General features: G+C 69.4%; 18 protein-coding genes. 8 read left to right on the top strand and 10 right to left on the bottom strand.

Going from position 1 to position 16,280, the window contains the following annotated elements; all coding sequences use genetic code 11:
- Positions 1–31: 31 nt before the first annotated feature.
- On the bottom strand, positions 32–937 hold the full coding sequence (locus AOZ06_RS44385) for an alpha/beta hydrolase (protein WP_236951936.1): 906 nt from the start codon (positions 935–937) through the stop codon (positions 32–34).
- Between the two features lie 84 nt (positions 938–1,021).
- On the opposite strand from AOZ06_RS44385, the gene cobA reads away from it, so the two are divergent.
- Complete coding sequence (gene cobA, locus AOZ06_RS44380; protein ID WP_054297381.1) at positions 1,022–2,236, top strand: uroporphyrinogen-III C-methyltransferase; 1,215 nt, start codon at positions 1,022–1,024, stop codon at positions 2,234–2,236.
- 54 nt (positions 2,237–2,290) lie between these two features.
- On the opposite strand, the gene AOZ06_RS44375 is transcribed toward cobA, so the two are convergent.
- The 3 genes from AOZ06_RS44375 to AOZ06_RS44365 form a co-directional block, all read right to left on the bottom strand.
- Positions 2,291–3,769 (bottom strand): DEAD/DEAH box helicase, encoded by a 1,479-nt coding sequence (locus tag AOZ06_RS44375; RefSeq protein WP_054294856.1) that lies wholly within the window; start codon positions 3,767–3,769, stop codon positions 2,291–2,293.
- 156 nt (positions 3,770–3,925) lie between these two features.
- On the bottom strand, positions 3,926–4,663 hold the full coding sequence (gene yaaA / locus AOZ06_RS44370; protein ID WP_054294855.1) for a peroxide stress protein YaaA: 738 nt from the start codon (positions 4,661–4,663) through the stop codon (positions 3,926–3,928).
- A gap of 28 nt (positions 4,664–4,691) precedes the next feature.
- Positions 4,692–5,042: a VOC family protein gene (locus AOZ06_RS44365; protein WP_054294854.1), complete on the bottom strand. Its 351-nt coding sequence runs from the start codon at positions 5,040–5,042 to the stop codon at positions 4,692–4,694.
- A gap of 84 nt (positions 5,043–5,126) precedes the next feature.
- Between AOZ06_RS44365 and mtnA the strand changes: the two genes are divergently transcribed.
- The 3 genes from mtnA (at position 5,127) to AOZ06_RS44350 (ending at position 9,781) form a co-directional block, all read left to right on the top strand.
- Positions 5,127–6,086, top strand: a complete 960-nt coding sequence (gene mtnA, locus AOZ06_RS44360; protein ID WP_054297380.1) for an S-methyl-5-thioribose-1-phosphate isomerase — start codon at positions 5,127–5,129, stop codon at positions 6,084–6,086.
- Positions 6,067–7,965, top strand: a complete 1,899-nt coding sequence (locus tag AOZ06_RS44355; protein WP_054294853.1) for a bifunctional aldolase/short-chain dehydrogenase — start codon at positions 6,067–6,069, stop codon at positions 7,963–7,965. The genes mtnA and AOZ06_RS44355 overlap by 20 nt, the downstream gene beginning before the upstream one ends.
- Positions 7,966–8,032: 67 nt before the next feature.
- Positions 8,033–9,781, top strand: coding sequence for a proline--tRNA ligase (locus AOZ06_RS44350; protein WP_054297379.1), 1,749 nt, complete (start codon positions 8,033–8,035; stop codon positions 9,779–9,781).
- 72 nt (positions 9,782–9,853) lie between these two features.
- Here AOZ06_RS44350 and AOZ06_RS44345 read toward each other — a convergent pair whose 3' ends face one another.
- Together AOZ06_RS44345 and AOZ06_RS44340 are read right to left on the bottom strand one after the other, a co-directional pair.
- Positions 9,854–10,684: a DUF8017 domain-containing protein gene (locus AOZ06_RS44345; RefSeq protein WP_157233582.1), complete on the bottom strand. Its 831-nt coding sequence runs from the start codon at positions 10,682–10,684 to the stop codon at positions 9,854–9,856.
- Positions 10,685–10,694: 10 nt separating this feature from the next.
- Positions 10,695–11,411 carry an HAD family hydrolase gene (locus AOZ06_RS44340; protein WP_054294851.1) on the bottom strand — a complete coding sequence of 239 codons (717 nt, stop codon included), beginning with the start codon at positions 11,409–11,411 and terminating at the stop codon, positions 10,695–10,697.
- A 315-nt stretch (positions 11,412–11,726) separates the two neighbouring features.
- Here AOZ06_RS44340 and AOZ06_RS44335 point away from each other — a divergent pair, with 315 nt between their 5' ends.
- Complete coding sequence (locus AOZ06_RS44335) at positions 11,727–12,056, top strand: hypothetical protein (protein ID WP_054294850.1); 330 nt, start codon at positions 11,727–11,729, stop codon at positions 12,054–12,056.
- A gap of 20 nt (positions 12,057–12,076) precedes the next feature.
- A complete protein-coding gene (locus AOZ06_RS44330) occupies positions 12,077–12,379 on the top strand; it encodes a transcriptional regulator (protein WP_225953050.1) in 303 nt (100 codons plus the stop codon).
- On the opposite strand, the gene AOZ06_RS44325 is transcribed toward AOZ06_RS44330, so the two are convergent.
- Positions 12,354–13,055 carry a DUF8017 domain-containing protein gene (locus tag AOZ06_RS44325; RefSeq protein ID WP_157233581.1) on the bottom strand — a complete coding sequence of 234 codons (702 nt, stop codon included), beginning with the start codon at positions 13,053–13,055 and terminating at the stop codon, positions 12,354–12,356. The two genes, AOZ06_RS44330 and AOZ06_RS44325, sit on opposite strands and share 26 nt — an antisense overlap.
- 82 nt (positions 13,056–13,137) lie before the next feature.
- The gene (locus AOZ06_RS44320; RefSeq protein ID WP_054294847.1) at positions 13,138–13,548 is read right to left on the bottom strand and encodes a secondary thiamine-phosphate synthase enzyme YjbQ; all 411 of its coding nucleotides are present in this window, start codon (positions 13,546–13,548) and stop codon (positions 13,138–13,140) included.
- A 31-nt stretch (positions 13,549–13,579) separates the two neighbouring features.
- Between AOZ06_RS44320 and AOZ06_RS44315 the strand changes: the two genes are divergently transcribed.
- Together AOZ06_RS44315 and AOZ06_RS44310 are read left to right on the top strand one after the other, a co-directional pair.
- Positions 13,580–14,611 carry an aminotransferase class V-fold PLP-dependent enzyme gene (locus tag AOZ06_RS44315; protein ID WP_179950781.1) on the top strand — a complete coding sequence of 344 codons (1,032 nt, stop codon included), beginning with the start codon at positions 13,580–13,582 and terminating at the stop codon, positions 14,609–14,611.
- 22 nt (positions 14,612–14,633) lie between these two features.
- Complete coding sequence (locus AOZ06_RS44310) at positions 14,634–15,341, top strand: hypothetical protein (RefSeq protein WP_157233580.1); 708 nt, start codon at positions 14,634–14,636, stop codon at positions 15,339–15,341.
- Here the strand turns inward: AOZ06_RS44310 and AOZ06_RS57395 are convergent.
- Together AOZ06_RS57395 and AOZ06_RS57390 are read right to left on the bottom strand one after the other, a co-directional pair.
- Complete coding sequence (locus AOZ06_RS57395) at positions 15,331–15,810, bottom strand: ferritin-like domain-containing protein (protein WP_054294844.1); 480 nt, start codon at positions 15,808–15,810, stop codon at positions 15,331–15,333. The two genes, AOZ06_RS44310 and AOZ06_RS57395, sit on opposite strands and share 11 nt — an antisense overlap.
- Complete coding sequence (locus AOZ06_RS57390; RefSeq protein WP_054294843.1) at positions 15,810–16,268, bottom strand: hypothetical protein; 459 nt, start codon at positions 16,266–16,268, stop codon at positions 15,810–15,812. Before AOZ06_RS57390 ends, AOZ06_RS57395 begins: the two co-directional genes overlap by 1 nt.
- Positions 16,269–16,280: the final 12 nt, after the last annotated feature.

Raw genomic sequence — 16,280 nt, 5'->3', positions numbered from 1 at the left:
GGTCTAGTCTGACCAACCAAGCATATGCTTTCTATCGGGCCAGCCAGCTGTCGACTTCGGTCAACGCCTTCTCCCGGACCGCCTCGGCGGACAGGAACAGGTCGTGCATGCCGTCCGCGATCTCCACGACCGTGACGTCGTGCCCGAGTTTCGGCGCGAACCGCACCATGTCGGCGACGTCCAGCACGGTGTCGGCGGTCATCGCCGCCGGCGTCCACTGCTTGGTGCGCAGCAGGCTGCGGCTGGAGTGCATGACCAGGATCGGCACCTCGACGTCCAGCCCGCCCTGCAGCTTCGCGTGACCGATCCTGATCGCCCGCAGCCAGCCTGCCAGGACGGGGAACGCGTTGAGCGGCTTGAGCCTGAGGTCGAAGTCCCACTCGCCGTGGTGGGCCTTGTGGATGCTCTGGCCGTACACGCCGCCGAGCCCGCCGCGCAGCGCCAGCTTCGGGTAGAAGCTGCCGAACGACTTGATCAGGGACGTGCCGGCGGTCCTGGCCAGCCACGGCTCGGCCAGCTCGAACCACGGGCTGTTGAGCACCAGCCCGTCGACCGGCAGGGCCGGCCGCGCGTCCAGCCACAGCGGCGTGATCAGCCCACCCGTGGAGTGCGCCATCACCGTGAACCGGAGGTGACCGTCCTCGCGCAGCTCGTCGGCAGCCGCGTCCAGCTCCTCGTAGTACGTGGTGAGGTCCAGGATGAAGTGCGGGAGATCGCCATCTCGCAGTGAGCGACCGCAGTTACGCAGGTCGACGGCGTAGAAGTCGTAGCCCTGAGCGGTGAAGTGCTCGGCGACGTGCCGCTGGAAGAAGTAGTCGGCGAAGCCGTGCACGTAGAGGATCGCGCCGCGGGCCGCGCCTTCGGACGGCACCCGCACGAGGGTCGCGATGCCGCCGTTGCGCAGCGGCAGTGTGCGCGTGTCGAAGTCGTTGCTCACTTCCCGCACATTAGCGGGTGTTTGTGACGAATTCGATGGCAGCGGTGACGCGAGTCATGGCGATGACCAGGCATGCTGTCCGGCATGCACAACGAGCCGCATTACCTGGCCGGGCTGTCGCTGACTGGTCGCCGGGTCGTCGTCGTCGGCGCGGGGACGGTCGCGCAACGCCGCCTGCCCCGCCTCGTGTCCGCGGGTGCACGAGTGGAGGTGGTGGCGCCTGAGGCGACACCGGCCGTCCAGGCGATGGCGGACAACGGCGAGATCATCTGGCACCAGCGGTCGTATCAGCACGGCGACCTCGCCGACGCCTGGTACGTGGTCAGTTGTGCGTCCGCCGCGGACGTCAACGCGGCTGTCTCGGCCGAGGCCGAAGAGGTCCGCGTGTTCTGTGTGCGTGCCGACGCGGGCACTGAGGGAAGCGCCGTCACGCCTGCGGTCGGTGACCATGACGGCCTGCTCGTCGGTGTGCTCGCGGGCGGCGAGTACCGCCGCTCAGGAGCGGTCCGTGACGAACTGCTCGACGCCCTGCGGTCCGGCCGGATCGAGGCTCGGCCGACGGCCACCGAACTGCCGGGTGTGGCACTGGTCGGCGGCGGTCCCGGCGACCCCGACCTGATCACGGTTCGCGGCCGCCGGTTGCTGGCGCGTGCGGATGTCGTTGTGGCGGACCGGCTCGCGCCCCGTGAGTTGCTGGATGAGTTGCCGCCGCAGGTCGAGGTGATCGACGCCGCGAAGATCCCCTACGGGCGCGCGGCGAGCCAGGACGTGATCAACCAGGCCCTGGTCGAGAACGCGCTGGCCGGGAAGTTCGTGGTCCGCCTGAAAGGGGGCGACCCGTACGTTTTCGGCCGCGGCTTCGAAGAGCTGATCGCCTGCGCCAAGGCCGGTGTCCCGGTCACCGTGGTACCCGGGGTGACGTCGGCGTTCGCCGCGCCCGCGGTGGCCGGTGTCCCGGTCACCCACCGGGGTGTCGCGCACGAGGTCGTCGTGGTCTCCGGGCACGTCGGTCCCGGCTCTGATTTGTCTCTTGTGGACTGGCCTGCGCTCGCGCGGCTGCGGGGCACGATCGTGCTGCTGATGGGAGTCGAGCGGATCGGTGAGTTCGCCGAGGCGTTGCTCGCCGGCGGCCGTCCGGCCGATACCCCGGCCGCGGTCGTCCAGGAGGCCACCACGCGAACCCAGCGCGTTGTGAAGTCCACTTTGGACAAGATGGCTGACGACGTGCGCGCCGCGGGGATCCGGCCGCCCGCGATCATCGTGATCGGCCCGGTCGCCGGACTGACCGAACTGGGCTGAGAAACGGCGAAGCCCGGCCGAACCGGCCGGGCTTCGCCGTTCTGCACTGCTGGGCTATTCAGCGCCGACTTTGCGGCCGGTACCGCGGTTGCTGTCCCGCTTGCCGCGGAACGGGCGGCTGGCACCCTGACCGGAGCCGTCACGCTTGCGTTCGCCGGAGAACTTCCGCTCGCCGTTGAACTTGCGGTGACCGCCGCCGTTGCCCTTGAAACCGCCCGAACGGGGGCCCTTGGGACGACGAGGCTCGATCACACGCTCCGGAACCGGCTCGCCACTGGGCGTGCGCGCGCCGGTGATGCGGATCAGCTCGGCGTCGCCGGGGCGGACGCGGAGGTTGCGGGCGCGGACACCCGCGCGGTCGGTCATCCGGCGGACGCTGTTGCGCTGGTCGGGCGTGATCAGCGTGACGACGGTGCCGGACTGGCCCGCACGCGCCGTGCGGCCCGCACGGTGCAGGTAGTCCTTCGGGTCCGCGGGCGGGTCCACGTGCACGACCAGGCTGACGTCGTCGACGTGGATGCCGCGCGCGGCGACGTCCGTGGCGATCAGGACGGGCGTGTGACCGTCCTTGAACTCGGTGAGCACGCGGGTGCGCGCCCCCTGGGCCTTGCCACCGTGCAGCGCGCCGGCGTTCACGCCGATCGAACGCAGCCGGGTCGCGAGCCGGTCCACGTGGTGCTTGGTGCGCACGAACATGATCGTGCGGCCTTCGCGTGCGGCCATCTCGGCGACCACGTTCGGCTTGTCCTCACGGGAAACCAGCAGCACGTGGTGGTCCATTGTGGTCACACTGGCGGTCGCGGGCGCGACCGAGTGGGTGACCGGGTTCTTCATGTACTGCCTGATCAACTGGTCGACGTCGCCGTCGAGAGTCGCGGAGAACAGCAGCCGCTGACCCGTCGGGTCCGTCTGGTCCATGATCTCGCGGACCTGCGGCAGGAAGCCCATGTCCGCCATCTGGTCGGCTTCGTCGATCGCGGTGTAGCGGATGTCGTGCAGGGTCACGGTGCCCTGGCGCACGTGGTCGGACAACCGTCCGGGCGTGGCGATCAGCAGATCGACACCGCGGCGCAACGCCTCGGCCTGCTTGACGAAGGACATACCGCCGACTGCCGCACGGCACCAGAGGCCGAGCGCGCGGGCCAGCGGCGACAGCGCGTCACTGACCTGGAGGGCCAGTTCCCGCGTCGGGACGAGAATGAGTGCGCGCGGCCGCTTCGGCTTGGCGCGTCCGCCATCCAGTTGCGTCAACAGGGCCAGGCCGAAGGCAAGGGTCTTGCCCGAGCCGGTCTGGGCCCGGCCGAGCACGTCCCGGCCCGCGAGGGCGTCGGGCAGCGTGGCGGCCTGGATGGGGAAGGGATCGTTGATGCCGGCCTCGGACAGGGCGGCAAGCAGTGGCTGGGGCAAGCCCAACTGGTCGAACTTCGGTGACACGAAGACCTCTCGGGAAGTGGCACGTCCCAAGCGGGTATTTCCAGCCGGACGAGCCCGGCGCACGAATGCGCCGCATGGATTGGGAAACTCCGCGGCCATGGTGGGCCGCTCCTAGTCGTAGGAGATCAGCTTACCTGAAGGCCAACCTGCGCCTCGAACCGATTAGTCCCGGCTGTGACGCAGCGAACTATGCGAGGCGAGAAGGGCCGTCCGGCAAGGGTGCGCGCGGTGCGCTTCGTGGCGGTGCAATCCCGCTCAGATCACCAGCTCGAGCGCGTTCGGCCCGGTCTGTTCGAGCCGGAGATCCGCTTTGGCCGCAACGGTTGTCATCTTGCGCAGGGTGTCCGGTTCGCCTGGCGCACACGCCAGCGCCCTGGCCAGTTTGCCCTTGTGCGCCTTGTTGAAATGCGTCACCGCGAGCCTGCGTCCGCCGCTCTGCTCGCTCACCACGCGGACCGTCACCGCACCGGGGATTCTGGCCAGTCCCGCGTACGGCCCCGAGCGCATGTCGACCACCAGACCCCCAAGCCCGGCAAGGACAGGCTCCAGCACCGGGCGCCACAGCGCGCCCAGCGGCCCGGCACCGGGAATCGTGCTCGACGCCGACAGCCGGTACGCGGGCACGAGATCGTCCGCGCGCACCAGACCGAACAACGCCGACGCGACCGCGAGCCGCCCGGCGGCGCGCTTGCGTTCCGCCGGTTTCATGCCCTTGACGTCCAACGCGTCGTAGAGCACGCCGGTGTAGCGCGACAAGGCGGGCATTGTCGGCGACGTGCGCACCGCGGCGTTCCGCGCCACCTCCCCGGACTGGCGCTCCGACAGCCCCAGTGCGGCCAGGCTGGCGGGGACGTCCCCGGCCAGATCGGCCACAGCCGACACCAGTTTCTCCCGCACGGGTTCCAGTTCCGGGAACGACAGCGCGGACAGGTCGAGCGAGGGGCCGTCACCACCCTCGGCCTTGGTCTCCGACGGCGGGAGCAGCACGAGCACGACCGGGGAGTTTACCCAGGCAGTCCGGTCACGGTTGCTCCTCACCGACGCAGAACACGTTCCCGGCCGGATCGGCCAGCACGGTCCAGGCCAGCCCCGGCACCTTCTGCTCGCCCACGACCGCCGCGCCGAGCCCGACCAGCCGGTCGACCGCCGCGGCCCGGTCGTCGGTGTGCATGTCGATGTGGACTCTGTTCTTCCCGCCGGCCGGGTCGGGCACGCGCTGCAGGCCGAGCGCGACGCCGGACGAGTCCCACGGGGCCAGCATCACGAAGTGGCCCTCGTAGTCGCTCGCGACCGTGGTGCCGAGCGCGGCTGTCCAGAACTTCGCCAGGTCACGGGGCTCAGCGCAGTCGATGGTGATCATCTTCAGCTGCATGACCCGAACGCTAGACCCACCCACCGACAGTTTGCGCAATCCGGGCCGGGGCGAGGGCGGGCCCGAACTGGAAGAGTGGACCGCATGCGGACGATCGACTGGAAGAACGAGCGAATTGTCCTGATCGACCAGACCCTGCTGCCCGGTACTTTCAAGGTCGTCGACATCGACACGGTCGACGAGCTCATCGACGCGATCAAGCGCCTCGCCGTACGCGGCGCGCCCGCACTGGGGGTCGCGGGTGCCCTCGGCGTCGCACTGGCCGCCAGGAACGGCGACGATGTGCCGGCAGCCGCCGACAAGCTGAGCAAAGCCCGCCCGACCGCGGTCAACCTGTCGTGGGGCGTCAACCAGGTCCTCGCCAAGCTCGATCAGGGCACGGACGCCATGGTCGAGACGGCCAAGCACATCCTCGAGGGCGACGTCAGGCGCCACAGCGACCTCGGCAGGAGGGGCGCGCAGTGGCTGGTCGACAACGTCGGACCGCGAATCAACGTGCACACCCACTGCAACGCGGGCGCGCTCGCGTGTGTGGAGTGGGGAACCGCGCTCGGCGTTGTCCGTGCGCTCCAAGAGCGTGACGCGTTGGGCCACGTGTACCTGGACGAAACACGCCCGCTGCTGCAAGGCGCGCGGCTGACCGCGTGGGAACTGCGGCAGATGGGCGTCGAACACACCGTCGTCGTCGACTCCGCAGGTGCGACCGTGCTGGCCAGGGGACTGGTCCAGGCCGTGCTCGTCGGCGCCGACCGGATCGCGGCCAACGGGGACGTGGTCAACAAGATCGGCACGTACCCGCTGGCGCTCGCCGCCGCCCGCGCGAACGTCCCCTTCCTGGTCGCCGCACCGGAATCCACCGTCGACATGGCCACACCGGACGGCGCGTCGGTCGAGATCGAGATCCGGGACGCCGCCGAGGTCCTCGGCGACCACACGCCGGACGGCAGCGCCGCGCTGAACTTCGCCTTCGACGTCACCCCCGCCGACCTGGTCACCGCGATCATCACCGACGAACGGATCATCGATGCGAAACCGCTGGGCTGAAACGTGTCCGGACCCGCTCGACGACTGCGTGCAGGCCTCGCGGCTGCTCGGCGCCGAGCCCGGCCTGGTGCTGCACGGCGGTGGGAACACCTCGGTCAAGGCGACCGTCGCCGACATCACCGGCGAACCGGTGGAAGTGCTGTACGTCAAGGGAAGCGGCTGGGATCTGGCGACCATCGAGCGCCCCGGGTTCGCGCCGCTGCGCCTCGACCGGTTGCGGCGGCTGGCCGAACTCCGGGAGCTGCCCGACAGCCGGATGATGAACGAACTGCGCTGCGCGCTGCTCGACGCGAAAGCCCCTGACCCCAGCGTGGAAACCCTGCTGCACGTCGTCCTGCCGCACACCTCGGTGCTGCACAGCCACGCCGACGCGGTGATCACGCTCACCAACCAGAGCGAGCCGTTGGTCAAGGAGGTCTACGGCGACAGGGTCATCGTCGTGCCGTACGTGATGCCCGGTTTCCAGCTCGCCCGCACGGCCGCGGAGCTGTTCGCCGAGCAGTTGACCGACGACATCGCCGGTGTCGTGCTGATGAACCACGGCCTGTTCACGTTCGGCGACACCGCGAAGCAGGCGTACGACCGGCACATCCAGCTGGTCAGCGAGGCCGAGGCGCGCATCGGCGAGAGCACGGGCCGAGGCGAGCCGGTCGTGGTCGACCCGCTGACCATCGCCCGCATCCGCAAGGACATCGGCCCGATGATCGTCAGCAGGCACACGGACCCGGCCACGATGGCGTTCGTGACCAGGCCCGACCTCGCCGACGTGGCCACGCGCGGCCCGGCCACCCCGGACCACGTCATCCGCACCAAACGCGTCCCGCTGGTCGGCACGGACGTCGACGCGTTCCGCCGCGCCTACCGCGAGTACTTCGACCGCAACGCCACCGACGGGCTGGTGATGCTGGACCCGCAGCCGCGCGTGGTCCTCGACCCGCGACTGGGGATGCTGGCGATCGGCAAACGGGCCAAGGACGCCGACATCGCCGCGGACATCTACCGCCACACGGTCCGGATCATCGAGGACGCGGAGCGGATCGGCACGTATCGGGCGCTCGGCGAGAAGGACCTGTTCGACGTCGAGTACTGGGAGCTGGAACAGGCGAAACTCAAGCTGGCAGGCGCACCGGCGGAGTTCACCGGCGAGGTCGCGCTGGTCACCGGGGCCGCGTCGGGCATCGGCCAGGCGTGTGTGCAGGCACTGCGCGCCAAGGGCGCCAGCGTCGTCGGGCTGGACCTGACGCCGTCCGACAGCAGTGCCGACTACCTCGGTCTGCAGGTGGACGTGACCGACGCGGACGCGGTCAGGCAAGCGATCGCGCAGGGCGTCGAACGGTTCGGTGGCATCGACATGGTCGTGCCGTCCGCGGGCGTGTTCCCGGGCAACACGGCCATCGCAGACCTCGACCACGCGACGTGGCGGCGGACCCTCGCGGTGAACACCGACGCCATCGCGGAGCTGTTCACCCAGGTCCACCCGTTCCTCAAGCTGGCGCCCAACGGCGGCCGGGTCGTGCTGATCGCGTCGAAGAACGTGCCTGCCCCGGGGCCGGGCGCGGCGGCGTATTCGGCCTCCAAAGCGGCCGTGACGCAGTTGGCCAGGGTCGCGGCCCTGGAATGGGCCGCGGACGGGATTCGCGTCAACACGGTCCATCCGGACGCTGTTTTCGACACCGGCCTGTGGACGGCCGGGGTACTGGAGCAGCGCGCCGCGCACTACGGCCTGTCCATCAGCGAGTACAAGCGGCGCAACCTGCTGAAAACCGAGGTCACCAGCGCCGGAGTGGGCAGGCTCGTCGCGCAGATGTGCTCGGCGACGTTCGCGTTCACGACCGGCGCGCAGGTCCCGGTCGACGGCGGCAACGACCGGGTCGTTTGACCGGTTGGAAGTGGTCGGACGGCGTTCACTACGCTCTTTTCCACAATCGCCACGAGGAGTGAACGCCGTGATCACCAGGATGTCGTCGCTGTTCCTGCGCACTTTGCGCGAGGATCCGGCGGACGCCGAGGTACCCAGCCACAAGCTGCTGGTACGCGCCGGCTACGTCCGCCGGGTGGCTCCGGGCGGTTACTCCTGGCTGCCGCTGGGCATGCGCGTGCTGCGCAAGGTCGAGGCCATCGTCCGCGAGGAGATGGACGCGATGGGCGCGCAGGAGATCCAGTTCCCCGCGCTGCTGCCCCGCGAGCCCTACGAGGCGACCAACCGGTGGACCGAGTACGGCCCCAACCTGTTCCGCCTCAAGGACCGCAAGGGCGCCGACTACCTGCTCGGCCCCACGCACGAGGAGCTCTTCGCGCTGACGGTGAAGGGCGAGTACAGCTCGTACAAGGACTACCCGGTCATCCTGTACCAGATCCAGACGAAGTACCGCGACGAAGCCCGTCCCCGCGCGGGCATCCTGCGCGGCCGTGAGTTCGTCATGAAGGACTCGTACTCGTTCGACCTGGACGACGAGGGCCTGGCGCGGTCGTACCAGCTGCACCGGGACGCCTACATCAAGACGTTCGACCGGCTCGGCATGGAGTACGTGATCGTCAAGGCCACGTCCGGCGCGATGGGCGGCTCGGCCTCCGAGGAGTTCCTCGCGGTCGCGGCGTCCGGTGAGGACACCTACGTCCGCAGCACCGGTTCGGACTACGCGGCCAACGTGGAAGCCGTCGTCACGCCGGCGCCCGCCGAGCAGTCCGTTGAGGACAAGCCGGCCGCGCAGGTGCACCACACGCCGAACACGCCGACGATCGAGACGCTCGTCGACTTCCTGAACAACTCCGAGCTGGACCGGAAGTTCACCGCGGCGGACACGTTGAAGAACGTGCTCGTCAAGACGAAGAAGCCGGGTGAGAAGGACTGGACGCTGCTGGCCGTCGGCGTGCCGGGCGACCGCGAGGTCGACATGAAGCGCCTCGAGGCGTCGGTCGAACCGGCCGAGGTGTCGCTGCTCGAGGACAAGGACTTCGCGCGGAACCCGTTCCTGGTCAAGGGATACATCGGTCCGGGTGCGCTGATCGAGAACGGTGTGCGCTACCTGGTCGACCCCCGCGTCGTGCGCGGCACCGCGTGGGTGACGGGTGCGGACAAGGCCGACCACCACGTCGTGGACCTGGTGTGCGGCAGGGACTTCACCCCGGACGGGACGATCGAGGCGGCCGAGGTCAGGGAAGGCGACCCGGCGCCGGACGGTGAAGGCACCCTGGTGGCGGCGCGCGGCATCGAGATCGGCCACATCTTCCAGCTGGGCCGCAAGTACGCGGACGCGTTCCAGCTCGACGCGCTCGGCCCGGACTCGAAGCCGATCCGGATCACCATGGGCTCGTACGGCATCGGCGTCTCCCGAGCGGTCGCCGTGATCGCCGAGCAGTACAACGACGACAAGGGCCTGGTCTGGCCGCGCAACGTCAGCCCCTTCGACCTGCACGTCGTGATGGCGGGCAAGGACGACAGCATCAGGCAGTACGCGGAGAAGCTGGCCGCCGAGCTGGACGAGGCCGGGGTGAGCGTCCTGCTGGACGACCGGAAGGCCTCGCCCGGCGTGAAGTTCGCGGACGCCGAACTGATCGGCGTGCCGACGATCGTGGTGGTCGGCCGTGGCCTGGCCAACGGGGTCGTCGAGGTCAAGGACCGCCGCAGCGGCGACCGCGAGGAGACCGCGGTCGACGGCGTGGTCGAGCACCTCAGGGCGCTGGTGCGCGGCTGAGTTCCCAGGCAAGCGGAAAGCCCCCGGCCACCATGGCCGGGGGCTTTCCGCTGTGCGTGCTCGGGACGGGACTCAGTTGACCGGGTGCAGGCTGGTGACGACCTTCTCGAAGTCGGCCGGCGGGACCGCGTCGGGCACGCCCTGGTCGCCGATGGCGGCGATGACGATGCTGGTCTTGTCCTCGGGCTTGGACTCGATGACCGCGACGCTCACGGCGGCCGAGGTCGTCGGGCACTTGTCCTCGGGGCCGGGGGTGATCGCGAGCGTCGCCGTGACCACGGAGGCCTTCTTGTTCCCGTCGATCGTGACTGGCTTGGGCTCGCTGAACGTGGCCTGGGGCTTCACCCCGGCCTTGTTCGTGTACACGGCCTCGCCCACGCGCTGGGCCGCGGCCTTGGACTGGGTCGGGTTGTCGCCCTCGTTGGGCACGGTCAGCAGGCCGGCGATGGCGCGGAACGAGTTCGGCGATCCGGTGCAGAAGCCCTTCTGGAAGATGCCGGGGGTGAACAGCGACAGCGCGTTGGCGCCCTCGCCGAACACGGCCGACGACGTCAGCGGCTCCCAGGTGGGCGGGACGTCGTACCCCTTCGACGTCTTGAGCTCCTTGCCGTTGTTGACCGCGATCACCTTCCAGCCGTCCACCTTCGGCTTGCCGGTCGGCTTGGGCTGGAGCGGGTTGTTGGACGGGCCGGACTTCTCGGTCGACGGCGTCGTCGGGTTCGCCACGGCCAGCGGTTCGCCGGTCACCGATGAGGTCGGTTTGGCGATCACCAGTGCCGCGACCAGGCCGACCACGACCACGGCGGCGACGACCACCGCCACGATCAGGCCGGTCGGCTTCTTCGCCTGCGGCTTCTCGTCGTAGTAGCCGAGGCCTTTGTATCCCCCACCTGGAGCACTCACGGGCATGAGACTAGCGACCGCCGGGCGGCTGCCTATCGAGAACTGCGGAAAGTACTTTCTCGGTGTCGGACAGGTCACGGAACACGGCGTGCGCTCCGGCCTCCCGCAGCGAGGTCAGGCTGTGCCTGCCGGTGCCGACGCCGATCGCGACGGCGCCGTGGTGCAACGCGGCGCGGACGTCGTGCGGTGTGTCGCCGATGACCACGACCGACTCCGGCTCGAAGAACCCGCCGTGCTTGCGCCCGGCCAGGTCCATCGCGGCCGAGACGAGGTCGCTGCGTTCGGCCGACAGCGATCCGTACCCGCCGATCTCCAGGTCGATGTGGTCGAGCAGGCCGAACGGGGCCAGCTTGACGTGGGAGACCTCGGCGAGGTTGCCGGTGACCAGGGTCTGCACCACGTGGTCGTGTTCGGCGAGTCTGGCGAGCGCTTCCGGGACGCCGGGCAGCACGTGGCCGCGGTCGCGCAGCACGTGCCGTTCGGACTCGGCGATGGCGATCAGCTCGGCGAAGATCGCCTGGATCTCCTCCTCGGTGCCCTGCGCGCCGTGCGCGGAGAGCAGCTCGTGGGTGATCGCCCGTTCGGTGCGCCCGGGGAACGCGGGCACGTACGTCAGGGTGAGCCCGAGCGTGTTGGCCAGCGCTGCGGAGTACCACTCGCGGCCGATGCCGGTCAGGTCGACGAGGGTCAGGTCGATGTCCCACAGTACGAGCGTTCGGTTACCCACCTGGACATAGTGGCACGATCGAGCGACCTCTTCGGCGTGTCGCGTGCCTCCTGCTCATGACTGCCCGCTCATCGAGACACCTGGTTGACGGTCGCTAAGTTTGCATTGCAAACTGAATTGCAAAACAAGCAAGTTGGGGTTCAAGATGTACAGAACGGCTTCACCGGACCTCGCCGACGCGGTCATCGACTGTCGGTGTGCGGAGATCACGCTCTCGGCGCGTGGCAAGGCATCCGATCGGCACGGCAACGCTTTCCAGACAGGATCCTGATCTGCGCCGCCGTTCTCGCTGGTGTGCGGTGGCGGAGGCTTCGCGTGCTGAGCGCGTTCGCCACGACGCTGTTCTCGATGGTCGCGTTCTCGGCCAGCGCCGTCTACATGATCAACGGACTCGCGGCGCTGCTGGTCATCGCCGTGGCGTTGCCGGCACTGGCGTGGGTGGAACGCAGCCCGCTGCTCACCGGGATCGGCGTGCTGTTCGCGGCGTTCAGCCTGCACACCAACTTGTCGGGGTTGTCGGTCTCGGTCGTCGGCTTCGCGGTGCCCTTGCAGGTGCGCGTCCTGGTGGACGTGGCCATGCCCGCCGCGGTGCCTATCCTTGGCGGCGTGATCGCACTCGTTGAACCGAGGCGTGCCGCCCGATGAGTGCGCACCCCACGAGCGACATGAACGACGTTGTGCACCAACGGCATCGGCTCGGCATCCTGACCATCGCCGCGGAATCCCGACGGGTCGAGTTCGGCTACCTGCGCGAAGCGCTCGACCTGACCGGCGGCAACCTCTCGCGGCACATCACCGTGCTGAACGAGGCCGGGCTGCTCGACATCGAGAAGGGCTACGAAGGCAGGCGACCGCGGACCTGGGTGAGCATCACCGGCACCGGCCGCGCTGCGCTCGCGGCGGAGATAGCGGCGCTCAAGGCGTTGGTGGCCATGCACGAACCTACGGAGCAACCCGCAGGCTCTTGACGATCGCGTCCAGCCGGGCCGGATCGGCCAGCGGTGTCGGCTCGTCCGGCCCCGGCACGGAGTCGGCGGCGATCACCAGCACCGAGTTGCCCGCCGAGGTGGCCAATGCGACCACGGTGACCGTGCCCTTGCTGCCGGTGCACTCGTCCGGCTCGTCGCCCTCCGGCAACGTGGCCTCGGCCCGCACCAGCGCTCCCTGCGCGCCGTCCACCGAGAGCGGCTGCGGCTTCTCGACTTTGACCGACGCGGTCCGGTGGCCGTCGCTGTACTGGTCGGCCGCGACGGCGGCGGCGAGCTCACCCGCGGCCTTGCCGGGTTTGCGGTCGGGCTGGGCGACGCCGCTGGCCGCGAACGCCCGGCCGTACTCCGCGCCTTGGCACGAGTAACGGCCCCAGTCGGCGAGGTGGCCGAGTTTGACGCCGTTCGACGTGGTCAGCGACTCGTCGTCGGCCGCGAGTTCCCAGTCCGGCGGCACCTCGAAGGCCAGCTTCGCGGCGCTGTCGGTGACCACCTGCCACGAGTCGTGCGCGGGTGCGGACACAGGCTCGTCGTACGGGGCCGCGGGGACCTCGTTCTTGCGGCTGAGCAGCGAGGCAGCGGCGATCCCGCCGACGACGAGCAGCATCGCCACGACGCCGAGCGTCACGAGGAGCCGTGTCGGCCGTCGCAGAACCACACTCGAACGGTAGCTCGTCGTGACCGTCAGCGTCTAACGGGGCGCGCCGGTATTTCAACGAATGTTTATTTATATCGGTGCGCTATCCCGCGAGAAAGCTCAGCCGAACGGTTCGGACCGGGTTGTCCACATTGGTGTCCACCAGGCAAATCGATTGCCAGGTGCCCAGAGTCAGCCGGCCGTCGAGCACCGGCACGCTCGCGTACGGCGGCAGGAACGCGGGCAGGACGTGGTCGCGCCCGTGCCCCGGCGACCCGTGCCGGTGCTGCCACCTGTTGTCCTTGGGCAGCAGGTCACCGAGGGCGGTCAGCAGGTCGTCGTCACTGCCCGCGCCCGTCTCGATCACGGCGAGCCCGGCGGTCGCGTGCGGCACCCACACGTGCAGCAGGCCGTCGGCGGCGTCGGCGCCGGACAGAAAACGTGTGCATTGTTCGGTCAGATCGTGGACGACTTCCCGGCCTCCGGTACTGATTCGGAATTCTTCGCTGTACATATCCGGGATCATGCCGGGTAACGTCCCAGCCGTGCGCATCGCATTCGGTCAGACATTCGACGTGTCAGCCGGGTACTTCAACACGGCGAGTATCGGAATCCCACCGAAAGTAGCTGTCGACGGTCTGCTCGACGCGGTGAGGCGCTGGCAGTCCGGTGCGGACAGCGCGCCGGACTTCGACGCGGACGTCCGGCTCGCCCGCAAGGCATGGGGCTCGCTGATCGGCGTGGACGAAAGCAGAGTCGCCACGGGCGCAAGCGTTTCCCAGCTCGTCAGCATGGTCGCCGCGAGCGTTCCGGACGGCACGCGGGTGCTCACCCTCGGCGGCGAGTTCACCAGCGTCACGTTCCCCTTTGCCGCACAGGCACATCGCGGGATCACGGTGACCGAGGCGAACCCGGCCGACTTACCGTCCCAAGTGGACCGATTCGATCTCGTCGCGGTGAGCGTCGTGCAGTCCGCCGACGGCACGGTGCTCGATCTCGAATCGTTACGCGACGCGGCGGCGGCGTCCGGGACCCAGGTCATGCTCGACGTCACGCAGGCAGCCGGGTGGATGCCGCTGCGGCTGGACTGGGCCGACTGGGTGATCGGTGCCTGCTACAAGTGGTTGATGTCGCCACGCGGTGCCGCGTGGCTCGCGGTGAAGCCGGAAGTGCTGGAGCGCACCGTTCCCATCGCGGCGAACTGGTACGCCGGCGACGACCCGTGGACCACGGTCTACGGGCTGCCGCTGCGACTGGCGGGCGACGCCCGCAGGCTCGACCTCTCGCCGGTGTGGTTCTCGCAGCTCGTCGCGGCCATCGTGGTGCCGTGGCTCGCGTCGCTGGACATCGAGGCGGTCAGGGACCACTGCGTCGGCCTCGCCGACGGCCTGCTCGTCGCGCTCGGGTTGGCGCCGAAGGGATCCGCGATCGTCTCGCTCGACATCCCTGACGCGGGGGAGAAACTGGCCGCCGCGGGCGTGAAATCCAGCATCCGCGCAGGTCGCGTGCGTCTGGCGTGCCATCTTTACAACACCGCCGGAGATATCGAATCGGTACTCGCGGCACTGCGGGGCTGACCGACTGGGTACCGTGCCACTCGTGTCCGATCCTTACCGCCCGGGTCGTTACCCCGCCAGCCCGGAGCAGACCACGCGCATCCCGCGAGTGCCGCCACAGCAGGCACCGCGGCGTTCGCCCGGGCCAGGCAAGAGCAAAGCCCGTGAGTACGGGCTCAAAGGGCTCGGTCTCGTCCTCGTGGCCGTGGTGTCGGGCATGCTGTACTGGCTGATCCAGCAGGGCGGCAACTCGACGTCGTCGTCGCAGGGCACGGACGGCGGCACCAAGCCGCAGACGAAGTACACGTTCGTCAAGCACGAGCAGGTGCCCGAGCCGTTGCACGACAGCAACTGCGTGAACGCCTCGTACAACGACGTCAAGAAGTTCTTCGAGAAGAACCCGTGCACCCAGCTCAGCCGTGAGCTCTACGTCGTCGCGGTCGACGGCCGGAAGGTCTACACCTCGGTCGCCGTGGTCCGGATGCCCGACGCCGCCGGTGCCCAGCAGCTGATGAAGCTGACCGAGACCGACGACACCGGCAACGTCAACGACCTGGTCAGGGAGAACCGCGTGAAGGTGCCGGGGCTCAAGTCGCTGTCCAAGGGCGGCGGGTTCGCCAACAAGCTCAACGGCAACGACGTCACCATCGTCGAGTCGGACTTCGAGGGCGGCAGCAAGAAAGAGGACGAGGCCAAACTCGACGACATCAGCAAGGACGCGCTGATCAAGGGCGACGAGATCAAGAACTAGCCGGCTGGCCCGGCATCGCCGTGGTGGCAGGCTTCGTCCCCGCCGCCTTGCGCCACCTCGTCGCGCGGACGGCCGAGCTGGTGAGCGCTTCGAGTGCGGTCCTGCGCAGATCCGCGTCATCCGTGTGCTCGAGCACCGACCGCCACGCCACGGTCGCGTCCGTCTCGGCGAGCGCGAGCACGGCGAGGCTCGAGGTCTGATCGGTCACCGGCTGCGGCGGCACGTACGCGGCCTCGGCGGGCTTCGGCGTGACCTTCGCGGCCGTCAGCGCCCGTTCGACGGTGTCGCGACGGGCCCGGTGGGTCGTCACGCCCTCGTTGAGCGCGTTGTTGAACGAACTCGGCAGGAACGCGCTGACCAGACCGTGGGTCCAGATCGCCGCGTGCTCGGCGCCCAGCGCCTGCTGCACCGCGTCGACAGAGTCGGCGGGAACGGTCTTCGCCGCGGACGCGCTCGTCGGCTGGGTCATCAGATCACCTCACGCAGGCTCGCGCAGCCGGCCGCGATCGACCCCAGCAGCCCGGCCCGGTACCGGGACACGGCCGGGACGAGGTCGCCCGCCTGCTTCTCGGCCGCCTTCAACGCGTCGGCCATCTTCTGCTTCGTCGCCGCCACCGCGGGCGCGCCGGACGACGGCGGTGGCGCGGACCCGCTGGTCTTCGGCGGGCGCTCCCGGTCCACTTCGGTCTGCAGCGCGACAGCGTGCGCCGTGCGGGCCTTCGCGACCTCACCGGCGACAGCGGCCAGCTCGGGCGACGACTGGGCGAGCGCGGTCGCCGCGGCAGCGTCCTTGCGAGCCTGTTCGGCCAATGCTGCCAACGGATCCGGCGGTGGTGGCTGCTTGGGCTCGGCGGTGCACGCGGGCACCAGCGGGACGGCCAGCACCGCGAACACGGCACGCCGGGGAACGCTCTTCACAACAGTCATCCTGCCAGTCCC

The sequence above is a fragment of the Kibdelosporangium phytohabitans genome, assembly GCF_001302585.1.
Classification (GTDB): Bacteria; Actinomycetota; Actinomycetes; order Mycobacteriales; family Pseudonocardiaceae; genus Kibdelosporangium; species Kibdelosporangium phytohabitans.
Note: the sequence above shows the minus strand (reverse complement) of the source record. Positions and strands in the feature narration are given on the sequence as shown.

Excerpts from the sequence above, each read along its gene's own strand:
- AOZ06_RS44320 (WP_054294847.1), bottom strand. The coding sequence starts at position 13,548 with ATGTACAGCGAAGAATTCCGAATCAGTACCGGAGGCCGGGAAGTCGTC.
- AOZ06_RS44375 (WP_054294856.1), bottom strand. The coding sequence starts at position 3,769 with ATGGCCGCGGAGTTTCCCAATCCATGCGGCGCATTCGTGCGCCGGGCT.
- AOZ06_RS57395 (WP_054294844.1), bottom strand. The coding sequence starts at position 15,810 with ATGACCCAGCCGACGAGCGCGTCCGCGGCGAAGACCGTTCCCGCCGAC.
- AOZ06_RS44330 (WP_225953050.1), top strand. The coding sequence starts at position 12,077 with ATGAACGACGTTGTGCACCAACGGCATCGGCTCGGCATCCTGACCATC.
- AOZ06_RS57390 (WP_054294843.1), bottom strand. The coding sequence starts at position 16,268 with ATGACTGTTGTGAAGAGCGTTCCCCGGCGTGCCGTGTTCGCGGTGCTG.
- AOZ06_RS44365 (WP_054294854.1), bottom strand. The coding sequence starts at position 5,042 with ATGCAGCTGAAGATGATCACCATCGACTGCGCTGAGCCCCGTGACCTG.
- AOZ06_RS44355 (WP_054294853.1), top strand. The coding sequence starts at position 6,067 with ATGCGAAACCGCTGGGCTGAAACGTGTCCGGACCCGCTCGACGACTGC.
- cobA (WP_054297381.1), top strand. The coding sequence starts at position 1,022 with ATGCACAACGAGCCGCATTACCTGGCCGGGCTGTCGCTGACTGGTCGC.
- mtnA (WP_054297380.1), top strand. The coding sequence starts at position 5,127 with ATGCGGACGATCGACTGGAAGAACGAGCGAATTGTCCTGATCGACCAG.